Source organism: Gracilibacillus sp. JCM 18966, from assembly GCF_055392695.1.
The window spans coordinates 197,274-218,284 of the sequence record NZ_AP043883.1; the positions used below are offsets into that span (position 1 = coordinate 197,274).

The window sequence follows — 21,011 nt, forward strand, 5'->3', positions numbered from 1 at the left end:
ATTACGAAAGGAGACAGGAGCTATTCCATACTCATTTCAATATCTATAACATTATTGCAACTAAAACCATTGAAAGGATGAATGATTCATGCACACTTGTCACTTCTGTCACTCTAGCATTATTGAAGCCTTTGTAGGTTCAAACAACGAAGGAAAGGTCTACTCTTGCTTTAAATGCTTCATACAAACTCTGAAGCCTTTTAAGTTTGATGAGGAGCTTGTTTACTACCCTATGTTTGGCATACGTGAGATTCAACCTGACGACTCTGTCGTCTTTTATGACAAAGAAGGGAACGAACTTGCTACGGTCTATTTAAAGTCATATGACGAAGGGTTTTTAAGCTATTTGAAAGAAGAACTAGCTCAAGATACAGAGATAGCAACTGAGGATTTTATATTACTTATTGAACCTTTTGATATTCGATTAACAGAATAAAGACAAAACGGGCACTAAATGCCCGTTCTAAGTCCATTTATTTACTGATACATTATAAAATTGTGGGAATATTATTCCCAATTTAATTTTAGGTTCTTTTCACAATGAGCAAGTTACTCCAATAATCCTTGAAGCTCTTCTTGATCATAAGTTTGTTTCTCCAATAGATAAGGGATCAGAATAGCAGCTTGGTACTTATTAATTTCCTCGATATTTATACTAAGTACTTGCTTTTTATTTTTTAGCTTATTCTCAATAAGTTTTATCTGTTTAACAGAAGGCATCTCACTAATCCATTTTGTCTTATGGTTAAGTACCATGCCCTTTTGAGCCTCTTGTATTAATGATATAGCTTTACGATTATTCGATTTAAAGTGAAATGGCATCTCTTCAAGTAATTGCTTATCAATTTGATAGTCAAGTGTTCCAAATTGTTTATGACTATATATAAATGGCGTACGAAGATCGATATACATGGCGATATCTTTAACCAGTTTCGTCTTATCAACTTGCAAAATAGAATCGTTCAGTTCTTTAGTAAGTACCATATACTCGTAACAACTCTCGGCTGCTTTTTTGCGATCAAATCCTTTTAAATATGCTTCTGGTAGTGTACGTTGCAGTAGAGTTGGTTCTACTATGTATGCCTTCAACCATCGGCTCACAATCCTTTTCGTATTCGCCTGATGCTTCTCAATTAAATATTCAAACATTGTATTAATCCTTTCTTCGCTCATTATTTAACCTCAGTCATCTCACTAATATCTATTGATTTTATTGGATTAGGGATATAGTCGATCCCCCAGTCTTTTGGAATTGTTACAGGATTCATTCTTATTTCTTTACAAGCATTTTCATAGTTTCTAAAGGTATTCCTATTTCCTTGGACAACTGTTTGTGTGCTAGTAAGTATTGCTCCTTCTACAAACTGCTTCTTCGCATTTGTCATACCCTTAACCTGAGCTATCAGCTTAAGCCAACTTTTAATATTTTCCTTTTTCCTCCGAATCCACTGAGTCTCCTCCACTTTCTTTAAAGCCTCGGCTAATGAATAGTAATCCCCTCTGCCAATAACTCTGTCGTAGTAAGAGAAAAAAGCCCATTCTGCAATATCTGGTCTTAGATAATCATATAAATTACTCTTGTCAGGCAAATAAAACTTTTTTCGTATATGCTTTAATTTGTTATGATTTAAGCACTGTACTTCGATACGATAAATGTTCAGAGCTTCTTCTAACAGATGTTTATCAAAAAAGTAGTTATCTATCTTTTTTGTAATATGATCTAACTTGTCATAATAATTTAATACAACAGTCTTAGACTCCCTGTAAGAGCTGCCGGGCTTGTTAATAGTGTCTTTATAGCGATATGGATCTTTTCCTTTCTTAGCTAGCGACACACACTCTTTTACATACTCAGAAGTTAGGTTCTTGGTAAAGTCTATACGTGATACAAACCATCTGTCAGATTGAGGAAGTGTACTTGATAAACCTTCTATAGCATCATCCAATACATTTCTCAACTTTTCAACCGAACCAAATGAACAATCAAACACATCTATTGTTCTTCTGCCAATTATAAGAGCCTGTGGCTCAACTCTAAGGTAGAATCTGAAGTATTCATTCCCAATATAAGAAATGGATGCAATGATCAGTCCAGGTATGCTCAAAGGTATTTCTAGTGTATCCTTTTTCATTTTTGACTTAACAAGCAATTCTGGTATTTCATGCAGCTCATAGTGGTCTGTAAGCACCTTAATGACCTTTTTTTCATTGGTTATGTGGGTCAATTCAAATGTATGGACCATATAATCACTCCTATTAGTATATATATCCAGATAAGAGTATTATCGCTGTAACACTTGATACAATAGCAATAATACCCTATAAAGTAGTCGTTAATTTGTGCAACCTACTGTGATTCTTTTTTCTTTACCTCATTTTCTTTGCTTTATTCAGTGCTTAATAATAATTTTTTTCATTTTTTAAAAGCTTATGGAATGTAACTCTTGTTCCATTTTCAGTACACTTTGCTCCCAATCCTTGATGATTCCTGGATGAGCTATTAGGAAATCATACATTATCTGCAGTCTATCAGGTATGCACTCCACCTCTACCTTAATGGAACGAATAGAATTGTTTGATTCAAAGAAATAAGCATATGGTCGATCAAAGATCTCCATGAACATGACTAATTGCTCTGCTTTCACCTTGGTTTTTCCTGTTTCTAACCGCCAGTAAGCTGAAAGATCCATATCCATAGATTTAGCCATTTCTTCAAGCGTTAGTTTCTTTTGTCCTCTTGCTTCTCTTAGCTTGTTGTGATTAAATTTCATAGCATCAAATCCTTTCATTAACTTCTAATAGTTTCATTACTTGGATTTTGAGCTATATATAATATTTTGTTGAAAAATGGTAGTTGAATCGCAAATTAATAGTATTACCGTTGATTTTTGCTTATCTCAACATCTTCAACAAATCACTTACTTTTGAATTTACTAGATATAGAGAAATCAACAGATTCTAATCCCTTTATTGCCAAGGCTTTAACGTTTGAATTCTCCCTTTATAAAAACGTTGATTTTATTACGTTCTCTTCGTTTTTATAAAAAGATATAAATTGCTTCGCTTACACCTAGTTTGAATATGATTAGAACTAATATCTGTTTCATTTTGTAAAAGACTTTTATTATTGTCGTTCAGTGATTAATCTCCTGACTTTGCTAAGAGAAAATAGAAATGATAAAACAGCTTTGCCTTTACTTTCTGATACCTATACTTTCTAGTAATCTATCAAGCGCTCTATATGTTTCTATCTTTTCTAGCGTCAATTTATAGACTTGACTTATTAACTTCGCTTCTTTGACCGGCTCCCCATGCTCTAACCTGGTTAATCTACCATAGTCCACTCCTGTTTCTCGAGCAACAAATGCTCTTGATAAACCTAACTTTTCTCGCCACTTTAGTAGCTGATCACCTTCTTTGAACCACTTTTGTCTCGTTCTTTGAACTGATTCCGACCCTTCTTTCGATTCCTCGTCAGAAAATTGTAGATAAGCTTTCTTCATTTCAATATTCCTCCTTTTGATTTTTAATTACTAAAAACAAAAAACGCCCAGTACGTCAAAATATAATCGATAGCACAACAAAACAGTTGAACTACCTATACTTGACGCCTGAGCGTTTTATCTGAAAGTGTTTTATATTTTTCATTTTTCTATTCGTGTAAATATAGCATACAAAGTTTATATTAAAAGGTCAATATTTTTTATTTATTACTAAAAGCCTCTAAGAGCCTTTGGTATTTACTGTTTTTAATTTAAAGCTATGACATATTATAATTTTTTTCAGCTTCTAACAGCGCTTTATATGATGCTATAGCAACTTCTAAATGTTCTATAGACGGCTTAGAAGTAAAGAATAGATACTGTAAAAGTCCTCCAACCCAATAAAAAGGTGTCATAAATTTTGATTGAATAAGAAAGATTTCAAATCCCAAACAGAAACTTAAAATAATTAATACAAAAATATCTGAGATAAAAAATGAAGATATAAAATAAGTAATTAATATAAAAACAGCAAGATGCGTTCCACAACGTTTATGTATTCTTGACTGTTTAACTACATCAGTCAAAGCAAGGCTAGAAAATCTGTTGTACGATGTATCCGTCATATGTTCAGCTCCATGATACTTCCCAAGGTTACTCAATTTGATAACAATTGTAAAAATAACCAATATGATAGCTATTAGAAATAATGAGTGATTTTGAATCCATTCAACAATAATCGATACCGGAAGAATCGATGAACCCTCTGAATTTTTTTCACTATCATAACTTACCGATTTAAGGAAAATAAAAAGTGGAAGAAATACCATTAAATAAATTTTCCACATAACGATTATAGGCCTTGCAAATAAGTATAATCCACGAAGGAACGGTACAACACTAACTAATTCCTCGAACTTAGAAGCAATCTTTCGTTTAGAAATATCTATAATAATTGTTCCATCTTTATTTCTTATAGCTTTTGAACTAAAATTCTCGGAATAAAAAGCCACACTTTTAAACCCTGCTGCACCACCTTTAATTATTGACATATTAACTTAACCTCCAATACTAATGATCATTATGATCTCAGTCTTTCCAAAGGGTAATTAATTTCTGATTGTCAAAGATATTAAAACTTAATAACATGATTGCATGTAAAAATATATGTTGACAAGTATCATAGTCATTATTTGTTTCATCATGGAATTTATTAACCTTCTTTAACAACAGAGTCAACTTTTTTATGAGAGGGTTGTTTTTTGATTCAGAATTATATTGAACCTTCATCAAGATACACATGAGGTGTTCATCTATTCTTTCAGTAATTAAAGGCTTATCTAAAACAATATTGAAGATATAGTCATCAAAACCCTTCACTACATCTAAACTCCAAAATTCCGACTCAAATTCATGTTCAATATTATAAAGATCCCTATATACATCAATTACATTCGCTTTGTATAGATAATAATTATACATAGATTTTAGAGTTTCATTCTCAGGATATACGATTTTTTCACTAATTATTTCTTCTAGTAACTCTTCAAATTCGTCATCCAACTCTAGCACACTGCTACAATAAATATAGAAGTATTTCTTGGAAGCTATGTTATTTTCTGTACAATCATAGTTTTGAAAGACCCTATAAATTTCTTGAATTCTCTCAGTAAATGAAGGTGATTCCACAAGAAATTTATTAAGTGTTTTAATTGTAGAGTATGGCATCTTAATATCATCTTTTAAACCACTATACATAGAGAGCAGACCTATTAGTTCATCAGTATATCCATACCCCCAACTCTCTCTCTCCGGATTTATAACTTTTCGTTCTCTCATTTCAGTTATTCGATGTCTTTTTAATCCAGTAATCCTCATAGCATCAGATATTCTTAATTTCTTAGACATAAATTCACCCTCTAATTTGTTCTAGAATTCTATAAATTAATTTTAACTGTAATAGTAGTCTTACAGTCAAGAGCTTAAAGCAGCAAAACAAGTTTCATAAGTCTCGTCATCTTGTAATGCTAATATTCTAGAACAATTGAAATATAAGTGTTAATTATCCCTCTGAGCAAACCGTATTGACAAAAAATAATAAATCCTATAAATTATATTTACAAACTGAATAATACTTAGACACTAAAACTAATACACACTATGATAAAGCGCATTCGCGATAAGACACTGTTAGACTTCCTACTTGGAGTCTGCACTTATCAGCGGATGCGCTATTTGTTTATAAAAACACATAAGTAATTTTATGGTTATGTGACAAGGATAGGATACTCTGATTGCTTCTCTAATGAACATTCAAGGAACCTAAAACACTTCAGATAAAAACGTTTTGAAAAAAATTCATATTAAATCTGGAGGAGAACCATATGCAACAACTATCAGTTAACTTAACAATCCCAATCCCATCTGATTCAGTCCTTATTACAAAAATTGAACTAGAGGAACTAAAACAACAACAATTAACCGGAGTTTATTGGTCAATGAAAGATCTTGAAGCAAGAATCAATCGAAAACATGAATGGATTAAAGAGAATATTCTCTATTCACCTAAGTTCCGAAAATTGCTCGATGTAGAATATGGCGGATTTGTATTTTATCCCCCCAAAAAAGGTCAAACATGGTCTTTTCAGGCAACAAAAATGGCTGATTTTTTGGAGAAAAATTTTCACCGAATATTTTCTAATTAATTGCAATCATTCATAACTACAAAAATTGAGTAAAACTTGTTAAGATAAGGGTGACCTATTATCGGCCAGACACCCTTATCAATTAAGTGAGGGGATAATATGGCTAGCATTCAAAAGAGAGGTAAAACATATCAGTTTACCGTCAGTCGTACTGTAAATGGAAAATCAAAACCTATTCGTAAAGGAGGATTTCGCACAAAGAAAGAAGCTCAAATAGCAGCTGCAGAAATAGAATCACAACTAAGCAAAGGTTTGCTTCCGCACCTAACTCCAGTTCCAATAGATGAGTATTTTGACAAATGGGTGAATCTATATAAGACAAATATAAGTGTTACTACTCGTATGCATTATGAATACACATCTAGGGCAATAAGAACATTTTTCGGCAGTAAACCATTGCAGAAAATCACTAGACATGATTATCAGATGTTTATCAATGAGTTCGGTTCCAATAAAGCAAAGGAAACCGTAGAAAAAGTCAATACTCATATCCGGGCTTGTGTGAAGGATGCAGTGGATGAACAAATCATACATCGTGACTTTACGAGAAATGCTAAAATAACCTTTACAACGCCTGCTAAAAAATCTGATGAAAAGCACTTACACTACAAAGAAAGTGAATTGCTGTTAAAAGAGATCTGGAATCGCCTTGGTCAAGGATTAGGCTACTCCTTATTACTCCTAGGATTAACTTCTGGAATGCGCTTTGGAGAGCTTGTGGGACTGACGAGAAGCGATTTTGATTTTGTTAATAATACAATCAGAATCAATAAAACATGGGGCTATTTGAAAAGACATCCTGAAGGATTCGGGCCAACAAAAAATGAGCAATCGAATCGAACAATAAAAATGGATTCCAAGACCATGGGGCACTTTAAAAAACTATTTAGAAGTATCCCTACAAATATACACCAACTAGTTTTTTATAGCTCCTCGTCTAAATACAAAGTAATCAGCAATACGAATGCAAATAAGCTGCTAAGGAAGATATTAACTGAGCTTAAGATAGATCCAATTACCATGCATGGATTACGACATACTCATGCCAGTGTTCTGTTGTATAAAAAGGTTTCACTTTATTATGTAAGTGAACGACTTGGACATAGTGACATTGATACAACGTTAAGGGCATACACGCACGTCATTAAAGAGTTACGAGAAAAAGATGAGCTTGGAACTATCAATACTTTCGAGAAAATGATTGTGTAAAAAATGTGTAAAATAATTTGAAATTCTATCGATTTCTATCGTAAAGTACAATAAAATAAAAAGCTCACAAACCCTTTCATATCAAGGATTCATGAGCTTTTTCGAATGATTAATCTTAGCATAAATTAATCTAATGATACCGGTGGTCGGGGTCGAACCGACACGTCCGTGAGGACACGGGATTTTGAGTCCCGCGCGTCTGCCAATTCCGCCACACCGGCATAAATAAAATGGAGGCGGCAACCGGATTTGAACCGGTGATAAAGGTTTTGCAGACCTCTGCCTTACCACTTGGCTATGCCGCCTCGATAAAATCATTATATGGTTATTAGGTGAAAATGTTAATTAATAATGGAGCGGAAGACGGGATTCGAACCCGCGACCCCCACCTTGGCAAGGTGATGTTCTACCACTGAACTACTTCCGCAAAATGGCTGGGCTAGCTGGATTCGAACCAGCGCATGACGGTACCAAAAACCGTTGCCTTACCGCTTGGCTATAGCCCAACATTTGAAAGTAAATGGGGCGGCCAGTGGGGATCGAACCCACGCATGCCGGAACCACAATCCGGTGCGTTAACCACTTCGCCATGACCGCCATCATACAAAAAACAGGGGTAGTAGGAATCGAACCCACACTGGAGGTTTTGGAGACCTCTGTTCTACCGTTAAACTATACCCCTACGAAAAATAATACATATATTAATAAAATGGTGGAGGGAGTAGGACTCGAACCTACGAACCCGATGGGAGCGGATTTACAGTCCGCCGCGTTTGGCCAACTTCGCTATCCCTCCAAATAAAATAAATTAATTGAGAAAAAATAAAAGGTGGTGGCTCGGGACGGAATCGAACCGCCGACACACGGATTTTCAGTCCGTTGCTCTACCGACTGAGCTACCGAGCCATTTTCAATGAATGATTTAATTTTGATAAGTAAATTTAGTGGCGGTCCGGACGGGACTCGAACCCGCGACCTCCTGCGTGACAGGCAGGCATTCTAACCAACTGAACTACCGGACCATTGTAGAAAATACTTGAAAGTATTTTGGTTGCGGGGGCAGGATTTGAACCTACGACCTTCGGGTTATGAGCCCGACGAGCTACCAGACTGCTCCACCCCGCGATGATAAGAAATATTAAATTGAAATCCATAATGTTACAAATAGTGTAGTCTACGGTGACCTCTGCATCTACTAGCTTACTCTTAGATGTAGGGTGCTTCGAGGTTACTCGAAGTTTATTCGGTGGATGTTTTACTCGTTGCTCCACCCCGCGATGATATGAAATATTTAATTAAATGGTGGAGGATGCAGGGCTCGAACCTGCGACCCCTTGCTTGTAAGGCAAGTGCTCTCCCAGCTGAGCTAATCCTCCGCCGCACAGGATGTGCAAGTGCATGCATTGCGACAGGACGTCGCGATCTTAGCATGCCATCCTTAATAAAGTAGCAATAACTAATGATTACTGTGGTTATTATGGTGACCCGTACGGGATTCGAACCCGTGTTACCGCCGTGAAAGGGCGGTGTCTTAACCACTTGACCAACGGGCCTATATTTAAAGTGGCGGAGAGCGAGGGATTCGAACCCTCGGTACGGCGTTGACCGCACACACGATTTCCAATCGTGCTCCTTCGACCACTCGGACAGCTCTCCATTGGCTCCACAGGTAGGATTCGAACCTACGACCGATCGGTTAACAGCCGATTGCTCTACCACTGAGCTACTGTGGAATGGAAATAAATTGCTTGGCAACGTCCTACTCTTGCAGGGGCGTGAGCCCCAACTACCATGGGCGCTGGAGAGCTTAACTACTGTGTTCGGTATGGGAACAGGTGTGACCTCTCCGCTATTGCTACCAAGCTTGTACTGCTTATGGTTAATAAGTATTTAAATATTTTTAGTGACAAAGAATATTATACTATGTATTTCAAAAAAATCAAGCTAAATTATAATATACTTTCAAAACTAGATAAGAAGTAGACAAACCATCGGTTTTTCATCCAAAGAACGTATAGATAAGTCCTCGATCGATTAGTATTCGTCAGCTCCACATGTCACCATGCTTCCACCTCGAACCTATCTACCTCATCGTCTCTGAGGGATCTTACTCACTTAAAGTGTGGGGAAGTCTCATCTTGAGGGGGGCTTCATGCTTAGATGCTTTCAGCACTTATCCCTTCCACACGTAGCTACCCAGCGATGCTCCTGGCGGAACAACTGGTGCACCAGCGGTGTGTCCATCCCGGTCCTCTCGTACTAAGGACAGCTCCTCTCAAACTTCCAACGCCCACGACGGATAGGGACCGAACTGTCTCACGACGTTCTGAACCCAGCTCGCGTACCGCTTTAATGGGCGAACAGCCCAACCCTTGGGACCGACTACAGCCCCAGGATGCGATGAGCCGACATCGAGGTGCCAAACCTCCCCGTCGATGTGGACTCTTGGGGGAGATAAGCCTGTTATCCCCGGGGTAGCTTTTATCCGTTGAGCGACGGCCCTTCCATTCGGTACCGCCGGATCACTAAGCCCGACTTTCGTCCCTGCTCGACTTGTAGGTCTCGCAGTCAAGCTCCCTTCTGCCTTTACACTCTTCGAATGATTTCCAACCATTCTGAGGGAACCTTTGGGCGCCTCCGTTACTCTTTAGGAGGCGACCGCCCCAGTCAAACTGCCCACCTGACACTGTCTCCGAACCGGATCACGGTTCTGGGTTAGAAGGTTCATACAGCCAGGGTGGTATCCCACCGGCGCCTCCACGTAAGCTAGCGCTCACGTTTCCAAGGCTCCCACCTATCCTGTACAAGCTGTACAAACATTCCATATCAGGCTACAGTAAAGCTCCACGGGGTCTTTCCGTCCTGTCGCGGGTAATGCGCATCTTCACGCATAGTATAATTTCACCGGGTCTCTCGTTGAGACAGTGCCCAAGTCGTTGCACCTTTCGTGCGGGTCGGAACTTACCCGACAAGGAATTTCGCTACCTTAGGACCGTTATAGTTACGGCCGCCGTTTACTGGGGCTTCAGTTCAACGCTTCGCTTACGCTAACGCATCCCCTTAACCTTCCAGCACCGGGCAGGTGTCAGCCCCTATACTTCGCCTTTCGGCTTCGCAGAGACCTGTGTTTTTGCTAAACAGTCGCTTGGGCCTTTTCACTGCGGCTTACTCGTAAGTAAGCACCCCTTCTCCCGAAGTTACGGGGTCATTTTGCCGAGTTCCTTAACGAGAGTTCTCCCGATCACCTTAGGATTCTCTCCTCGCCTACCTGTGTCGGTTTGCGGTACGGGCACCCTTTTCCTTGCTAGAGGCTTTTCTTGGCAGTGTGAAATCCGGAACTTCGGTACTCTTTTTCCCTCCCGATCACAGCTTGTGATTGCCAGACGGATTTGCCTATCTGACTCACTCACTGCTTCGACGCACACGTCCAGTCGTGCGCTTTCCTTATCCTACTGCGTCCCCCCATCACTCAAACGGAATTGGGTGGTACAGGAATATCCACCTGTTGTCCATCGCCTACGCCTTTCGGCCTCGGCTTAGGCCCCGACTAACCCTGAGCGGACGAGCCTTCCTCAGGAAACCTTAGGCATTCGGTGTAGAAGATTCTCACTTCTATTTCGCTACTCATACCGGCATTCTCACTTCTAAGCGCTCCACCAGTCCTCACGGTCTGACTTCACTGCACTTAGAACGCTCTCCTACCATTGTTCGTAGAACAATCCGTAGCTTCGGTGATACGTTTAGCCCCGGTACATTTTCGGCGCAGCGTCACTCGACCAGTGAGCTATTACGCACTCTTTAAATGATGGCTGCTTCTAAGCCAACATCCTGGTTGTCTAAGCAACGCCACATCCTTTTCCACTTAACGTATACTTGGGGACCTTAGCTGACGGTCTGGGCTGTTTCCCTTTCGACTATGAACCTTATCACCCATAGTCTGACTCCCAAGGTAATATGATTGGCATTCGGAGTTTGACTGAATTCGGTAACCCGGTGAGGGCCCCTAGTCCAATCAGTGCTCTACCTCCAACATACATCCCTTGAGGCTAGCCCTAAAGCTATTTCGGAGAGAACCAGCTATCTCCGTGTTCGATTGGCATTTCACCCCTACCCACACCTCATCCCCGCACTTTTCAACGTACGTGGGTTCGGGCCTCCAGTCAGTGTTACCTGACCTTCACCCTGGACATGGGTAGATCACACGGTTTCGGGTCTACGACCCCCTACTATCTCGCCCTATTCAGACTCGCTTTCGCTGCGGCTCCGTGTCTTCCACTTAACCTTGCAGGAGATCGTAACTCGCCGGTCCATTCTACAAAAGGTACGCCGTCACCCATAAAAGGGCTTCGACTACTTGTAGGCACACGGTTTCAGGTTCTCTTTCACTCCCCTCCCGGGGTGCTTTTCACCTTTCCCTCACGGTACTGGTTCACTATCGGTCACTAGGGAGTATTTAGCCTTGGGAGATGGTCCTCCCGGATTCCGACGGAATTTCACGTGTTCCGCCGTACTCAGGATCCACTCTGGAGGAAACACGCTTTCGACTACAGGGCTGTTACCCGCTGTGGCTGACCTTTCCAGATCGATTCGTCTAACGTATTTCTTGGTAACTCCGTATAGAGTGTCCTACAACCCCAAAAAGCAAGCTTTTTGGTTTGGGCTAATTCCGTTTCGCTCGCCGCTACTCGGGAAATCGCGTTTGCTTTCTCTTCCTCCGGGTAATGAGATGTTTCAGTTCCCCGGGTCTGCCTCCTCTATCCTATGGATTCAGATAGAGGTTCTACTCCATGACGAGTAGAGGGTTTCCCCATTCGGAAATTCTCGGATCAATGCTTACGTACAGCTCCCCGAGACATATCGGTGTTTGTCCCGTCCTTCTTCGGCTCCTAGTGCCAAGGCATCCACCGTGCGCCCTTTTTCACTTAACTATACTCATGCTTCAGATGAAAAAGTCGTTGGTTTTTATTTGATGTCTTGTCATCAGTTTCGTGTTGGCGCCTGTTGGTGCCTTCACGTCCTGATTTCTTCTTATCTAGTTTTCAAGGTACAGCTTCCACACGAGGTGGTGACTTCTGTGTTCGTCACAGGACGTGACGGGTTTTGACAGAAGATCCTCTGAGCATCAATCGCTCAAAACTGAACCAAACAACCAAGTACAATCTATGATGATCTACACTAGTAGACCATTTCCTTATATCCTTAGAAAGGAGGTGATCCAGCCGCACCTTCCGATACGGCTACCTTGTTACGACTTCACCCCAATCATTGGCCCCACCTTCGGCGGCTGGCTCCAAAGGTTACCCCACCGACTTCGGGTGTTGCCAACTCTCGTGGTGTGACGGGCGGTGTGTACAAGGCCCGGGAACGTATTCACCGCGGCATGCTGATCCGCGATTACTAGCGATTCCGGCTTCATGTAGGCGAGTTGCAGCCTACAATCCGAACTGAGAATGGTTTTATGGGATTGGCTTCACCTTACGGCTTCGCTGCCCTTTGTACCATCCATTGTAGCACGTGTGTAGCCCAGGTCATAAGGGGCATGATGATTTGACGTCATCCCCACCTTCCTCCGGTTTGTCACCGGCAGTCACCTTAGAGTGCCCAACTCAATGCTGGCAACTAAGATCAAGGGTTGCGCTCGTTGCGGGACTTAACCCAACATCTCACGACACGAGCTGACGACAACCATGCACCACCTGTCATTCGGTCCCCGAAGGGAACTCCCTATCTCTAGGGACATCCGAAGATGTCAAGACCTGGTAAGGTTCTTCGCGTTGCTTCGAATTAAACCACATGCTCCACCGCTTGTGCGGGCCCCCGTCAATTCTTTTGAGTTTCAGCCTTGCGGCCGTACTCCCCAGGCGGAGTGCTTAATGCGTTAACTGCAGCACTAAGGGGCGGAAACCCCCTAACACCTAGCACTCATCGTTTACGGCGTGGACTACCAGGGTATCTAATCCTGTTCGCTCCCCACGCTTTCGCACCTCAGCGTCAGTTACAGACCAGAGAGCCGCCTTCGCCACTGGTGTTCCTCCACATCTCTACGCATTTCACCGCTACACGTGGAATTCCGCTCTCCTCTTCTATACTCAAGTTCCCCAGTTTCCAATGACCGCTTGCGGTTGAGCCGCAAGATTTCACATCAGACTTAAGAAACCGCCTACGCGCGCTTTACGCCCAATAATTCCGGACAACGCTTGCCCCCTACGTATTACCGCGGCTGCTGGCACGTAGTTAGCCGGGGCTTCCTCGATAGGTACCGTCAAGGTACCGCCCTATTCGAACGGTACTTGTTCTTCCCTAACAACAGAACTTTACGATCCGAAAACCTTCTTCGTTCACGCGGCGTTGCTCCGTCAGACTTTCGTCCATTGCGGAAGATTCCCTACTGCTGCCTCCCGTAGGAGTCTGGGCCGTGTCTCAGTCCCAGTGTGGCCGATCACCCTCTCAGGTCGGCTATGCATCGTTGCCTTGGTGAGCCGTTACCTCACCAACTAGCTAATGCACCGCGGGCCCATCTGTAAGTGGTAGCTTGCGCCACCTTTCCACTTCGGTTCCTATGAACCAAAGTACTATCCGGTATTAGCCCCGGTTTCCCGGAGTTATCCCAGTCTTACAGGCAGGTTGCCCACGTGTTACTCACCCGTCCGCCGCTCGTTCCACTCACGTCCTCCCGAAGGATTCAGTCAGCTTCCCGCGCTCGACTTGCATGTATTAGGCACGCCGCCAGCGTTCGTCCTGAGCCAAGATCAAACTCTCCATAAAATAGATGCACCGAAGTGCTTGTGTTGATCAAGCTCGCTTAAAGCTAGCATGTTCTTACTTTTTTGTACTGGTTGTTTTGTTCAGTTTTCAATGATCAATGTTCGCCGTCTTTTTGCGACAGCTTTTACATAATATCATCATCACATAATATTGTCAATACATTTTCTGAATGTTTTTTTATGTGATTTCCCAATAAAATGGTGACGCCGTTTAAGCGACAGATATAAATGTAACATGGTTCAAAATCCATGTCAACATTAAATTTAAAATTATACAAGAAAGAGGACACTTCCACATCATATGCAGCTTTAGGCAATATGTTCATTCTTTTCCCTAATAATTTTAAATTGCTTGTACATCCAAAAAAAAGAACAGAAGAAAGATATCTTCTGCCCTTCCTAAACCCCTCTATTCAATGCCCTACAATTAATGATTGGTTGATCCCCTTATTTTTCTACATAATAGAAATAGACATGATAGAAAATAGACTGCTCTCCTACTATAGAATGTCTAAACGAGCAATCAATGCAATTAATACTTGTAATAGAACTTGAGCATTAACCGCAATATCCGTGTCATTTGTAGAAACTTTTACACCTCGAGAATTCTCAATATAAGTGTGTTGTTTATTTACTTGACTAGACTTAATTTTTTCAAATAAGTCCTGAGAAACTTTGTCAGCCTTATCCCCATCCAAGATAGAGATACTAAGAATCAAAGCAATCGCTGCTTGCAAACCAACCTGAACATTAATTGCAGCTTGCGTGTCGGTTGTTTTAACTTCTACATCACAAGAATCCTTTACCACAATGGTTTCAAAGGAATGTTGAACAGATTTAATTTCTTGGTTTCCATCTTGCGTATCAGAATCATCAAACGGGTGACAAGACTTAGGGTCTAGTGCATTCCATTTTTTTGCAGCAGGTTTTCTACCTGTATTATAAACAGGTCTACTATTCAAATATTGTACATCTCTCATATGATCAATCCCTTCCTTGATATACTACTAACATATGACGCAGTTCAACAATTGGAGAAGGCGAATCTATTGATACATCTTCATCAAAAATGGTTACTCTTCATCTTTTTTTGCATTTTTTTGAAGTGTTTGAACATTGTGTTTTAATTCTTCTACAAGCTCTTTTAGCTGTACTTTCTCTTCTTCTGATAGGCTACTACCATCTAGTTGAACTTTATGACGTTTAAGCGTTGCGCCTACTAACATATCGATGATTTGAGAAGAAACATTTTTAAAATCATCGTTACTCACACTATCACCTCCTCTAATGAACCCGTGGTAGTTTTTCTAGGATTATAAGTGAGTATGATGCCTGCAGATAGCCTATTTCATTTGCTATTGCTTCCTACATTGCTTTCATTTCTTCCATAGTACAGTATGTACACCTTCGCTTTTTAGTAAGGGCGAGTAACAGAGATTTCAAAGCAATGGGTCATTATTTCTCTATGGTTCTTTTCCCAAATTAGAAAAACTCGGATACATTAGCTTTTCTTATTATTTGGACTTCATTTCGTCGCTTTACTTCCTGCAAAAATTTAATGCTTTCCTAACGTACAAAAAAGGCTTGTAGAGAAAGCAGCTACTCCCTCTACAAGCCTTTATTTCTTCACTTGATATTTACGATGATAAATTTGATTCCCTTTCGTTTTCTCTAATACAACGGAAATCTTATCTTTCCCTACTAAATATTCGATCAAGCTAACTAAGTTATAAGTATATGGCTCCACTTCCGGCAAGGTTTTTATTTCACCAAACCCCCAAGGCTCTTCTCTAGTCGATAACAATTCCATTAAATGCTCCGCACAGCTATCCAGTCTACTGTTTATCGAAAATTCAATGGCAATTAACATAAGGGCCACTCGTTTTTCCGTTTCTTCTGTGCTTCGAATTAATTCTTCATATAACTTATACACTTCCGGATCTATTCTCTTCACCTGACTCCAGACCATTACCTCAGGATAGTAGCCCCTTTCGATAATTGCGATTCTGCCTAAATAGTGTAAAGATCGTAACAATCGGCTATATGCATCTAAATTATCACCAGTACCATGCAAATTTTTGGCCTCACTATAGCTTCTTGTTAGTTTGGAAAATTCTATCGTGAGCCTTAACTTACGTTTGTCTTCAGGAAAAGCATTTAGACTCTCCTTTAAATTTTTTACATATAAGTTTCTATCATATATAACTCGTCCATCAATAATCCACTCTATCGCTCGACGATAGGAGCTCGTATCGATCCATTCCTCCAAAAGCTTGCGATCGATAATATGTAAGGCTGCAGATTTCTGCTCATGTTCATAATGCTTTACTAACCAGTTCTCTGCTAAATCTTCTACAATCACTAACAGAATCGAATCAAAATTATCTGTTTCTGGGCTAACTTCCTCATTCCTTTCCATTATCAGAATGCCTAATGTGTTGTCATTGCTGGCTCTTTCCTGATAAATCGGTCGTAAAATGTCCTCCAAGCATACTCCTCCTTCAGTCTTTTGTACTATTTTATTTCGCTATAAAGACAGCGAATCCCTTTTCCATTTTCAAAATATTTTAAAAATTGCTTTTTATTTACCCTTCTTCTTCTTACCTCAATCATCCTTTTCCAATTAGACAAACTCGGTATTTGCTACATCGCTTTACTTCCTGCAAAAACGTATAAAAAAAGACTTACAACGAGGTAAGCCTTTAAACCGTTAAGGATTCTTTGATTGTTTTCTTCATATATTTTTTCACAAGTGTAGCTGCCTTTACCTTTAAAGGTAATTGCTCAGAAATCGAATAGTGAAAGTTCCCTTCCTGAATCGCTTCTTTTAAATCTGCTGCGGAATGACACTCTTTATCAAAAACATTTGCGATACAGCCATACTGTAAAAACTGATGAGTATCACTTCCACCTACTATAGGTAGATGAATTTGATCTGCAAGTGCCTTTAGCTCAGTGCTACATGCTTCAACTCCTTTTGCAAACAAGTCCTTCCCATTCAAATCAAGGGCATCTAAGCGCGTTAACTCCTCATATCCCACATTTCTAGCAAGTGGTGTACTGTCACGAAAAGGATGTGCACCAATCTTAAGAATTTTTTTAGAATCCGCTAGATCCATTAAGGCTTGAAAGGAAATAAACTTATCCTCTGCTAAATGATTGTTTAACTCCCTTCTTATATAAAGAATTTCTTCTCGATCGCCGATCAGCAAAATATGTCCATTTTCTTTGACGTCGACCTCGATTCCAGGAAAAAGCTTCAACCCTTCTATATCATAATAACCATGCTGATAAGAAAAATGATGATTTAAATAATCATAAATTTCATAGAAGCGACTTGTATTAAAATGCTCTGTCATGGCAAGTGCCGTCAAGCCATTACTCTTTGCCTCACACATCATTTCTTGGAAATATTCTGGCATGAAGCTCGATTTTTTGGATATTTTAACATGACTGTGAAAATCAATGATCATCTAGACAACTCCTGTATGAGATTTTTACAAAAATATAAATAAACAAACGACGTATAGAAATGAACCGATTAAAAAAAGATAGTCCTTCCGAGTCATTTGTAATTCTTCTAGCTTTAATCGTTTTACCTCGGGGTGATTAAAGCCATACATACTTCCTTTCGTTTCTAAGGCTTCTACCGTCGTTCTCGCCCTTTTCGCTGTGGATAGGAGCAATGGATAAAAAGAAAGAACAGCGAGCTTAACAAAATAGGCGATGGACCGAATAAAGAGAAAGCCTTTTTTATCTGGTGCTTTCCCGCGTAATCGGAAGGATTGAAATACGTGGTGGTATTCCTCCAATAACGATGGAAGCATTCGATAGCCATAAGCAATACTAAATGATACCTGGCCAGGCACACCAATCTTTAATAAACCATTGCTCAGCTTATCGGGATTCATGGAGCAAAATACGGTCACACTTGCTAATGTAATGACAGAAAGTTTTGTCGTTAAAATCAAGAGTGGTAGCATCGTGGTTAAGTTCCCGCCAAAAAATAAAGCAATAATTAACAAATAACCACCTTGCCCAAGTAGCCCGAGACATAATATCACGATAATCAATGGACTAACTTTTGCTATATATGTTGTAATGACCATAAAGACAAGCATGCCTATCAAAATATATTCCTGATGAATAAACCATGGAGCAATGCCAAAATAACAATACCATAGGAATAACGTACGGGGATCCAATCTCGCAAAAAAAGTGTCGCCATTCCCATAAGCAATGTTTAATAATTCAATTTTGGCTTGCTCTACCGACAGCTTTTCTGTAAATTTACGCGTATAGTCCATCTTTTACATCCTTCTTTTGATAATGTTGTACAAAATCATCTACTGTATAGACTGGCTGTTCCCATCCTAATCCACGGGAGAGCTCATAAATTTGTGGGGCAGATAATCCCGCCTTTTCTAACAATCTATAATTCTCAAAAACAGATTCCCGATCACCATCATGAATAATCCGTCCTTCATGCATGACGACGATTCGATTAGCAAACTCACAAGCAAGCTGCATATCGTGTGTGGCAATGACAACGGCCTTTAATTGATGCTTTAATTGATCAAGAAACCTCGAAATATGCTTTCTTGTTGCAATATCAAGATTGGTAGTCGGCTCATCCAATAGCATGATTTCTGGATTCATCCCAACACCAATGGCGAGTGAGGCTCTTCGCTGTTGTCCACCACTTAACAACCTGCTATCTCTCTGTCGTAGTTCAACTAATTCGAACTGCTCCATTAATTCCTGTACTCTTGCTTCATAGTGAGGTATTTTTCTTGCCTTCATATAAAATCCGATATCCTTCTGTACAGAATCATCAATGAACATTTGCTCAGGGTTTTGATGGATATAAGTAACGAGCTCTGCCAAGAACTCTGGTGATGTACGCTTAGTATCATTCCCAGCAACTAGCACCTCTCCAGATTCTTGTTTGACAAGCCCTGTCATTAAACGCATCAGGGAGGATTTGCCTGCCCCATTATTTCCGACTAAAGCGACATAATCTCCTTCGTTTATCGTAAAATCAATCTCATGTAACACACGCTTTTTCTCCCGCTTAATCGTTTTATAAGAAAAACACACCTCATTAAAAGTGACTAATGGCTGAGGATCCCACGGTTTTGTGGGGAGAGAGCTTTCCTCCTTGTTCACTTTATCAAACAATGGATAGGCCTCCTCTAGTGTAATTGGTAGCGGCTGACGAACATCCAGTGTATGTGCCGCTTGTGTTACTTGTGGAGGATAAATATGATGCTGTAGTAATAAATCCACCTCATTTAATGCGTTCTTTACTGGTTTCTTAAAATGAATCGAGCCTTGATTCATTAACACCACTTCCTTCGCATAGGTGGCTACAAATTCGGTATGGTGTTCAATCACAATAATCGTTTTGCCTAATTCTTCATTTAAATACTTTAAAATTTCATAGATCTCTTTTGCATGCTGGGGATCGAGCTGGGCAATGGGCTCATCGATAATAATTATTTCTGGGTTTAGTGATAAAACACTAGCTAATGCTAACAAATGCTTTTGCCCACCACTTAACTGCCAAATAAAGTCATTCTCATTTTCTAATAAACCTACTAATTCGAGCGCCTTGTATGCTCGTTCTTTATAATCGGCAAACCCATAATGCAATGGCGCAAAGCAGGTATCCTCTATCACCCTTGGGCTGACGATTTGATTTTCAAAATCTTGATAAACATAGCCAACATGCTGAGATAGGGCTGCTACCTTGTGCTCTGACGTTTTTAATCCATGGACAACTACCTCACCAGAATAATCTCCAACATAATAATGTGGAATCAACCCATTGATCAATTTACATAGGGTAGACTTTCCACTCCCATTTCCACCTAGAATGGCAACAAACTCCCCCTTATCAATCTGTAAAGACACATTACGAAGTACAGGCTTGTCCGCACCTGGATACTGAAAGGTTACATCATTTATTTCGATCATTAAGATACCTTCTTTTCTTTATCATTCCAATTTGTTTTCTTACGTAGCATTACGACGATAGTGATGATTGCAACCATTGCCGCTACTGCCATACTCACCCATATATACCATTCACCAAACATTTCTAAAAAGTCTGCTTCCCATTCCATATTGAAGTCAGATTCAGATAAATATTCGAAGAAGAAGGCAGATATCGCTAAGAAAACGGCAAGGACGACAAGTCGTAGACCGATAATTTCCTTTAAGGAATACTTGTCATTCCGATCACGAGGCTTCATTCCTAGTAATGGTTCTATTTTCCCATACAATCTTGGTACTAAATAAACGGTAGGGATAAGGGCAAATAAAATACCCGAGAATAATAGGTCATTGAAGAAAGCAAAGCCCTCTACGATAACCACACTCTCTGCTAAGCCTGGCACTGCCTCTAATTCCTCGACACCAATCCAGACCTTTAATATATCTACTGTTACACTTATGGCCTGATGAATGGCAACACCTAGCATTGCTGCGATACCAACCTGAACCTTGTTCTTAGGATCACGGACAAAGGTACCTGCGATATACATCGCCAACGAGAAAGCAATAAACTTCTCCAGTTCACCAAATCCTCCGAATTGACCGAGCATAATTTCCCCAAAAATCACTTCCCCTAACGATGCACCAATCGCCGCATATAAAGGATGGAACAAAATACATAATGTTAATGGAATAAAAGCGAAATATTCAATCGAAAACTCGATCGGTCCTAAATAGGCACTTGGTACTAGCTCTGTAATCATATTGGATAGCCCGTACAAGGACATCGACAAAATAAACACCATCATTTTTTGGGATTGCGTTAAAGTGTAACGCTCTTCTATAGTACTCAT

At 40.2% G+C, this 21,011-nt stretch carries 16 protein-coding genes, 14 tRNA genes and 3 rRNA genes; 3 read left to right on the forward strand and 30 right to left on the reverse strand.

The window, feature by feature from the left end; genetic code table 11:
• The first annotated feature begins 232 nt into the window (after positions 1 to 232).
• Complete coding sequence (locus ACZ5N5_RS00785) at positions 233 to 436, forward strand: hypothetical protein (protein ID WP_054788363.1); 204 nt, start codon at positions 233 to 235, stop codon at positions 434 to 436.
• Positions 437 to 549: 113 nt separating this feature from the next.
• Here the strand turns inward: ACZ5N5_RS00785 and ACZ5N5_RS00790 are convergent, their stop codons facing one another.
• The 6 genes from ACZ5N5_RS00790 to ACZ5N5_RS00815 all read right to left on the reverse strand — a co-directional run bounded on the left by ACZ5N5_RS00790 (position 550) and on the right by ACZ5N5_RS00815 (position 5,390).
• The gene (locus ACZ5N5_RS00790; RefSeq protein WP_464373074.1) at positions 550 to 1,149 is read right to left on the reverse strand and encodes a hypothetical protein; all 600 of its coding nucleotides are present in this window, start codon (positions 1,147 to 1,149) and stop codon (positions 550 to 552) included.
• Between the two features lie 23 nt (positions 1,150 to 1,172).
• The gene (locus ACZ5N5_RS00795; protein ID WP_464373075.1) at positions 1,173 to 2,243 is read right to left on the reverse strand and encodes a hypothetical protein; all 1,071 of its coding nucleotides are present in this window, start codon (positions 2,241 to 2,243) and stop codon (positions 1,173 to 1,175) included.
• 177 nt (positions 2,244 to 2,420) lie between these two features.
• Positions 2,421 to 2,771 carry a helix-turn-helix domain-containing protein gene (locus ACZ5N5_RS00800; protein ID WP_061801284.1) on the reverse strand — a complete coding sequence of 117 codons (351 nt, stop codon included), beginning with the start codon at positions 2,769 to 2,771 and terminating at the stop codon, positions 2,421 to 2,423.
• A gap of 423 nt (positions 2,772 to 3,194) precedes the next feature.
• Positions 3,195 to 3,503 carry a helix-turn-helix domain-containing protein gene (locus tag ACZ5N5_RS00805; protein WP_054788369.1) on the reverse strand — a complete coding sequence of 103 codons (309 nt, stop codon included), beginning with the start codon at positions 3,501 to 3,503 and terminating at the stop codon, positions 3,195 to 3,197.
• 257 nt (positions 3,504 to 3,760) lie between these two features.
• A complete protein-coding gene (locus ACZ5N5_RS00810) occupies positions 3,761 to 4,534 on the reverse strand; it encodes a DUF1385 domain-containing protein (protein WP_464373076.1) in 774 nt (257 codons plus the stop codon).
• Between the two features lie 37 nt (positions 4,535 to 4,571).
• A complete protein-coding gene (locus tag ACZ5N5_RS00815) occupies positions 4,572 to 5,390 on the reverse strand; it encodes a MerR family transcriptional regulator (RefSeq protein ID WP_464373077.1) in 819 nt (272 codons plus the stop codon).
• Between the two features lie 476 nt (positions 5,391 to 5,866).
• Here ACZ5N5_RS00815 and ACZ5N5_RS00820 point away from each other — a divergent pair, with 476 nt between their 5' ends.
• Both ACZ5N5_RS00820 and ACZ5N5_RS00825 read left to right on the forward strand, forming a co-directional pair.
• Complete coding sequence (locus ACZ5N5_RS00820) at positions 5,867 to 6,187, forward strand: DUF771 domain-containing protein (protein WP_341182069.1); 321 nt, start codon at positions 5,867 to 5,869, stop codon at positions 6,185 to 6,187.
• Positions 6,188 to 6,286: 99 nt separating this feature from the next.
• Positions 6,287 to 7,396 (forward strand): tyrosine-type recombinase/integrase, encoded by a 1,110-nt coding sequence (locus ACZ5N5_RS00825; protein WP_464373078.1) that lies wholly within the window; start codon positions 6,287 to 6,289, stop codon positions 7,394 to 7,396.
• A gap of 137 nt (positions 7,397 to 7,533) precedes the next feature.
• On the opposite strand, the gene ACZ5N5_RS00830 is transcribed toward ACZ5N5_RS00825, so the two are convergent.
• The 24 genes from ACZ5N5_RS00830 to ACZ5N5_RS00945 all read right to left on the reverse strand — a co-directional run bounded on the left by ACZ5N5_RS00830 (position 7,534) and on the right by ACZ5N5_RS00945 (position 21,011).
• Positions 7,534 to 7,617 (reverse strand) — tRNA-Leu (locus tag ACZ5N5_RS00830).
• Between the two features lie 10 nt (positions 7,618 to 7,627).
• Positions 7,628 to 7,701 (reverse strand) — tRNA-Cys (locus ACZ5N5_RS00835).
• Positions 7,702 to 7,748: 47 nt separating this feature from the next.
• Positions 7,749 to 7,823: transfer RNA gene (locus tag ACZ5N5_RS00840), tRNA-Gly, on the reverse strand.
• 4 nt (positions 7,824 to 7,827) lie between these two features.
• Positions 7,828 to 7,902 (reverse strand) — tRNA-Gln (locus ACZ5N5_RS00845).
• A gap of 15 nt (positions 7,903 to 7,917) precedes the next feature.
• A tRNA-His gene (locus ACZ5N5_RS00850) sits at positions 7,918 to 7,993 on the reverse strand.
• Positions 7,994 to 8,007: 14 nt separating this feature from the next.
• A tRNA-Trp gene (locus ACZ5N5_RS00855) sits at positions 8,008 to 8,078 on the reverse strand.
• A gap of 28 nt (positions 8,079 to 8,106) precedes the next feature.
• Positions 8,107 to 8,192, reverse strand: a tRNA-Tyr gene (locus ACZ5N5_RS00860).
• Positions 8,193 to 8,226: 34 nt separating this feature from the next.
• Positions 8,227 to 8,302, reverse strand: a tRNA-Phe gene (locus ACZ5N5_RS00865).
• A gap of 39 nt (positions 8,303 to 8,341) precedes the next feature.
• Positions 8,342 to 8,418: transfer RNA gene (locus ACZ5N5_RS00870), tRNA-Asp, on the reverse strand.
• A 26-nt stretch (positions 8,419 to 8,444) separates the two neighbouring features.
• A tRNA-Met gene (locus tag ACZ5N5_RS00875) sits at positions 8,445 to 8,521 on the reverse strand.
• Between the two features lie 175 nt (positions 8,522 to 8,696).
• Positions 8,697 to 8,772, reverse strand: a tRNA-Val gene (locus ACZ5N5_RS00880).
• Between the two features lie 102 nt (positions 8,773 to 8,874).
• Positions 8,875 to 8,949, reverse strand: a tRNA-Glu gene (locus tag ACZ5N5_RS00885).
• Positions 8,950 to 8,960: 11 nt separating this feature from the next.
• Positions 8,961 to 9,052 (reverse strand) — tRNA-Ser (locus tag ACZ5N5_RS00890).
• Between the two features lie 2 nt (positions 9,053 to 9,054).
• A tRNA-Asn gene (locus ACZ5N5_RS00895) sits at positions 9,055 to 9,129 on the reverse strand.
• A 13-nt stretch (positions 9,130 to 9,142) separates the two neighbouring features.
• Positions 9,143 to 9,259 (reverse strand): 5S ribosomal RNA (rrf, locus tag ACZ5N5_RS00900).
• 151 nt (positions 9,260 to 9,410) lie between these two features.
• Positions 9,411 to 12,324, reverse strand: a 23S ribosomal RNA gene (locus ACZ5N5_RS00905).
• Positions 12,325 to 12,599: 275 nt separating this feature from the next.
• Positions 12,600 to 14,161, reverse strand: a 16S ribosomal RNA gene (locus tag ACZ5N5_RS00910).
• Together the 16S, 23S and 5S rRNA genes with 14 tRNA genes alongside form the textbook arrangement of a ribosomal RNA operon.
• 499 nt (positions 14,162 to 14,660) lie before the next feature.
• Complete coding sequence (locus ACZ5N5_RS00915; RefSeq protein ID WP_109983031.1) at positions 14,661 to 15,140, reverse strand: spore coat protein; 480 nt, start codon at positions 15,138 to 15,140, stop codon at positions 14,661 to 14,663.
• 93 nt (positions 15,141 to 15,233) lie between these two features.
• Positions 15,234 to 15,431: a hypothetical protein gene (locus tag ACZ5N5_RS00920; protein WP_054861032.1), complete on the reverse strand. Its 198-nt coding sequence runs from the start codon at positions 15,429 to 15,431 to the stop codon at positions 15,234 to 15,236.
• A gap of 347 nt (positions 15,432 to 15,778) precedes the next feature.
• Positions 15,779 to 16,648, reverse strand: coding sequence for a nucleotidyltransferase-like protein (locus ACZ5N5_RS00925; protein WP_109983032.1), 870 nt, complete (start codon positions 16,646 to 16,648; stop codon positions 15,779 to 15,781).
• A 214-nt stretch (positions 16,649 to 16,862) separates the two neighbouring features.
• A complete protein-coding gene (locus ACZ5N5_RS00930) occupies positions 16,863 to 17,633 on the reverse strand; it encodes a PHP-associated domain-containing protein (protein ID WP_464373079.1) in 771 nt (256 codons plus the stop codon).
• A 24-nt stretch (positions 17,634 to 17,657) separates the two neighbouring features.
• A complete protein-coding gene (locus ACZ5N5_RS00935) occupies positions 17,658 to 18,467 on the reverse strand; it encodes an energy-coupling factor transporter transmembrane component T family protein (RefSeq protein ID WP_277678940.1) in 810 nt (269 codons plus the stop codon).
• Positions 18,451 to 20,139 carry an ABC transporter ATP-binding protein gene (locus ACZ5N5_RS00940; RefSeq protein WP_464373080.1) on the reverse strand — a complete coding sequence of 563 codons (1,689 nt, stop codon included), beginning with the start codon at positions 20,137 to 20,139 and terminating at the stop codon, positions 18,451 to 18,453. Before ACZ5N5_RS00940 ends, ACZ5N5_RS00935 begins: the two co-directional genes overlap by 17 nt.
• Positions 20,139 to 21,011 carry a cell division protein FtsQ gene (locus tag ACZ5N5_RS00945; RefSeq protein WP_109983036.1) on the reverse strand — a complete coding sequence of 291 codons (873 nt, stop codon included), beginning with the start codon at positions 21,009 to 21,011 and terminating at the stop codon, positions 20,139 to 20,141. Before ACZ5N5_RS00945 ends, ACZ5N5_RS00940 begins: the two co-directional genes overlap by 1 nt.

Coding starts and splice junctions, on each gene's coding strand:
- ACZ5N5_RS00945 (WP_109983036.1), bottom strand. CDS start 21,011: ATGAGTACTATAGAAGAGCGTTACACTTTAACGCAATCCCAAAAAATG.
- ACZ5N5_RS00805 (WP_054788369.1), bottom strand. CDS start 3,503: ATGAAGAAAGCTTATCTACAATTTTCTGACGAGGAATCGAAAGAAGGG.
- ACZ5N5_RS00800 (WP_061801284.1), bottom strand. CDS start 2,771: ATGAAATTTAATCACAACAAGCTAAGAGAAGCAAGAGGACAAAAGAAA.
- ACZ5N5_RS00915 (WP_109983031.1), bottom strand. CDS start 15,140: ATGAGAGATGTACAATATTTGAATAGTAGACCTGTTTATAATACAGGT.
- ACZ5N5_RS00940 (WP_464373080.1), bottom strand. CDS start 20,139: ATGATCGAAATAAATGATGTAACCTTTCAGTATCCAGGTGCGGACAAG.
- ACZ5N5_RS00810 (WP_464373076.1), bottom strand. CDS start 4,534: ATGTCAATAATTAAAGGTGGTGCAGCAGGGTTTAAAAGTGTGGCTTTT.
- ACZ5N5_RS00930 (WP_464373079.1), bottom strand. CDS start 17,633: ATGATCATTGATTTTCACAGTCATGTTAAAATATCCAAAAAATCGAGC.
- ACZ5N5_RS00820 (WP_341182069.1), top strand. CDS start 5,867: ATGCAACAACTATCAGTTAACTTAACAATCCCAATCCCATCTGATTCA.
- ACZ5N5_RS00785 (WP_054788363.1), top strand. CDS start 233: ATGTTTGGCATACGTGAGATTCAACCTGACGACTCTGTCGTCTTTTAT.
- ACZ5N5_RS00795 (WP_464373075.1), bottom strand. CDS start 2,243: ATGGTCCATACATTTGAATTGACCCACATAACCAATGAAAAAAAGGTC.
- ACZ5N5_RS00825 (WP_464373078.1), top strand. CDS start 6,287: ATGGCTAGCATTCAAAAGAGAGGTAAAACATATCAGTTTACCGTCAGT.
- ACZ5N5_RS00935 (WP_277678940.1), bottom strand. CDS start 18,467: ATGGACTATACGCGTAAATTTACAGAAAAGCTGTCGGTAGAGCAAGCC.
- ACZ5N5_RS00815 (WP_464373077.1), bottom strand. CDS start 5,390: ATGTCTAAGAAATTAAGAATATCTGATGCTATGAGGATTACTGGATTA.
- ACZ5N5_RS00790 (WP_464373074.1), bottom strand. CDS start 1,149: ATGTTTGAATATTTAATTGAGAAGCATCAGGCGAATACGAAAAGGATT.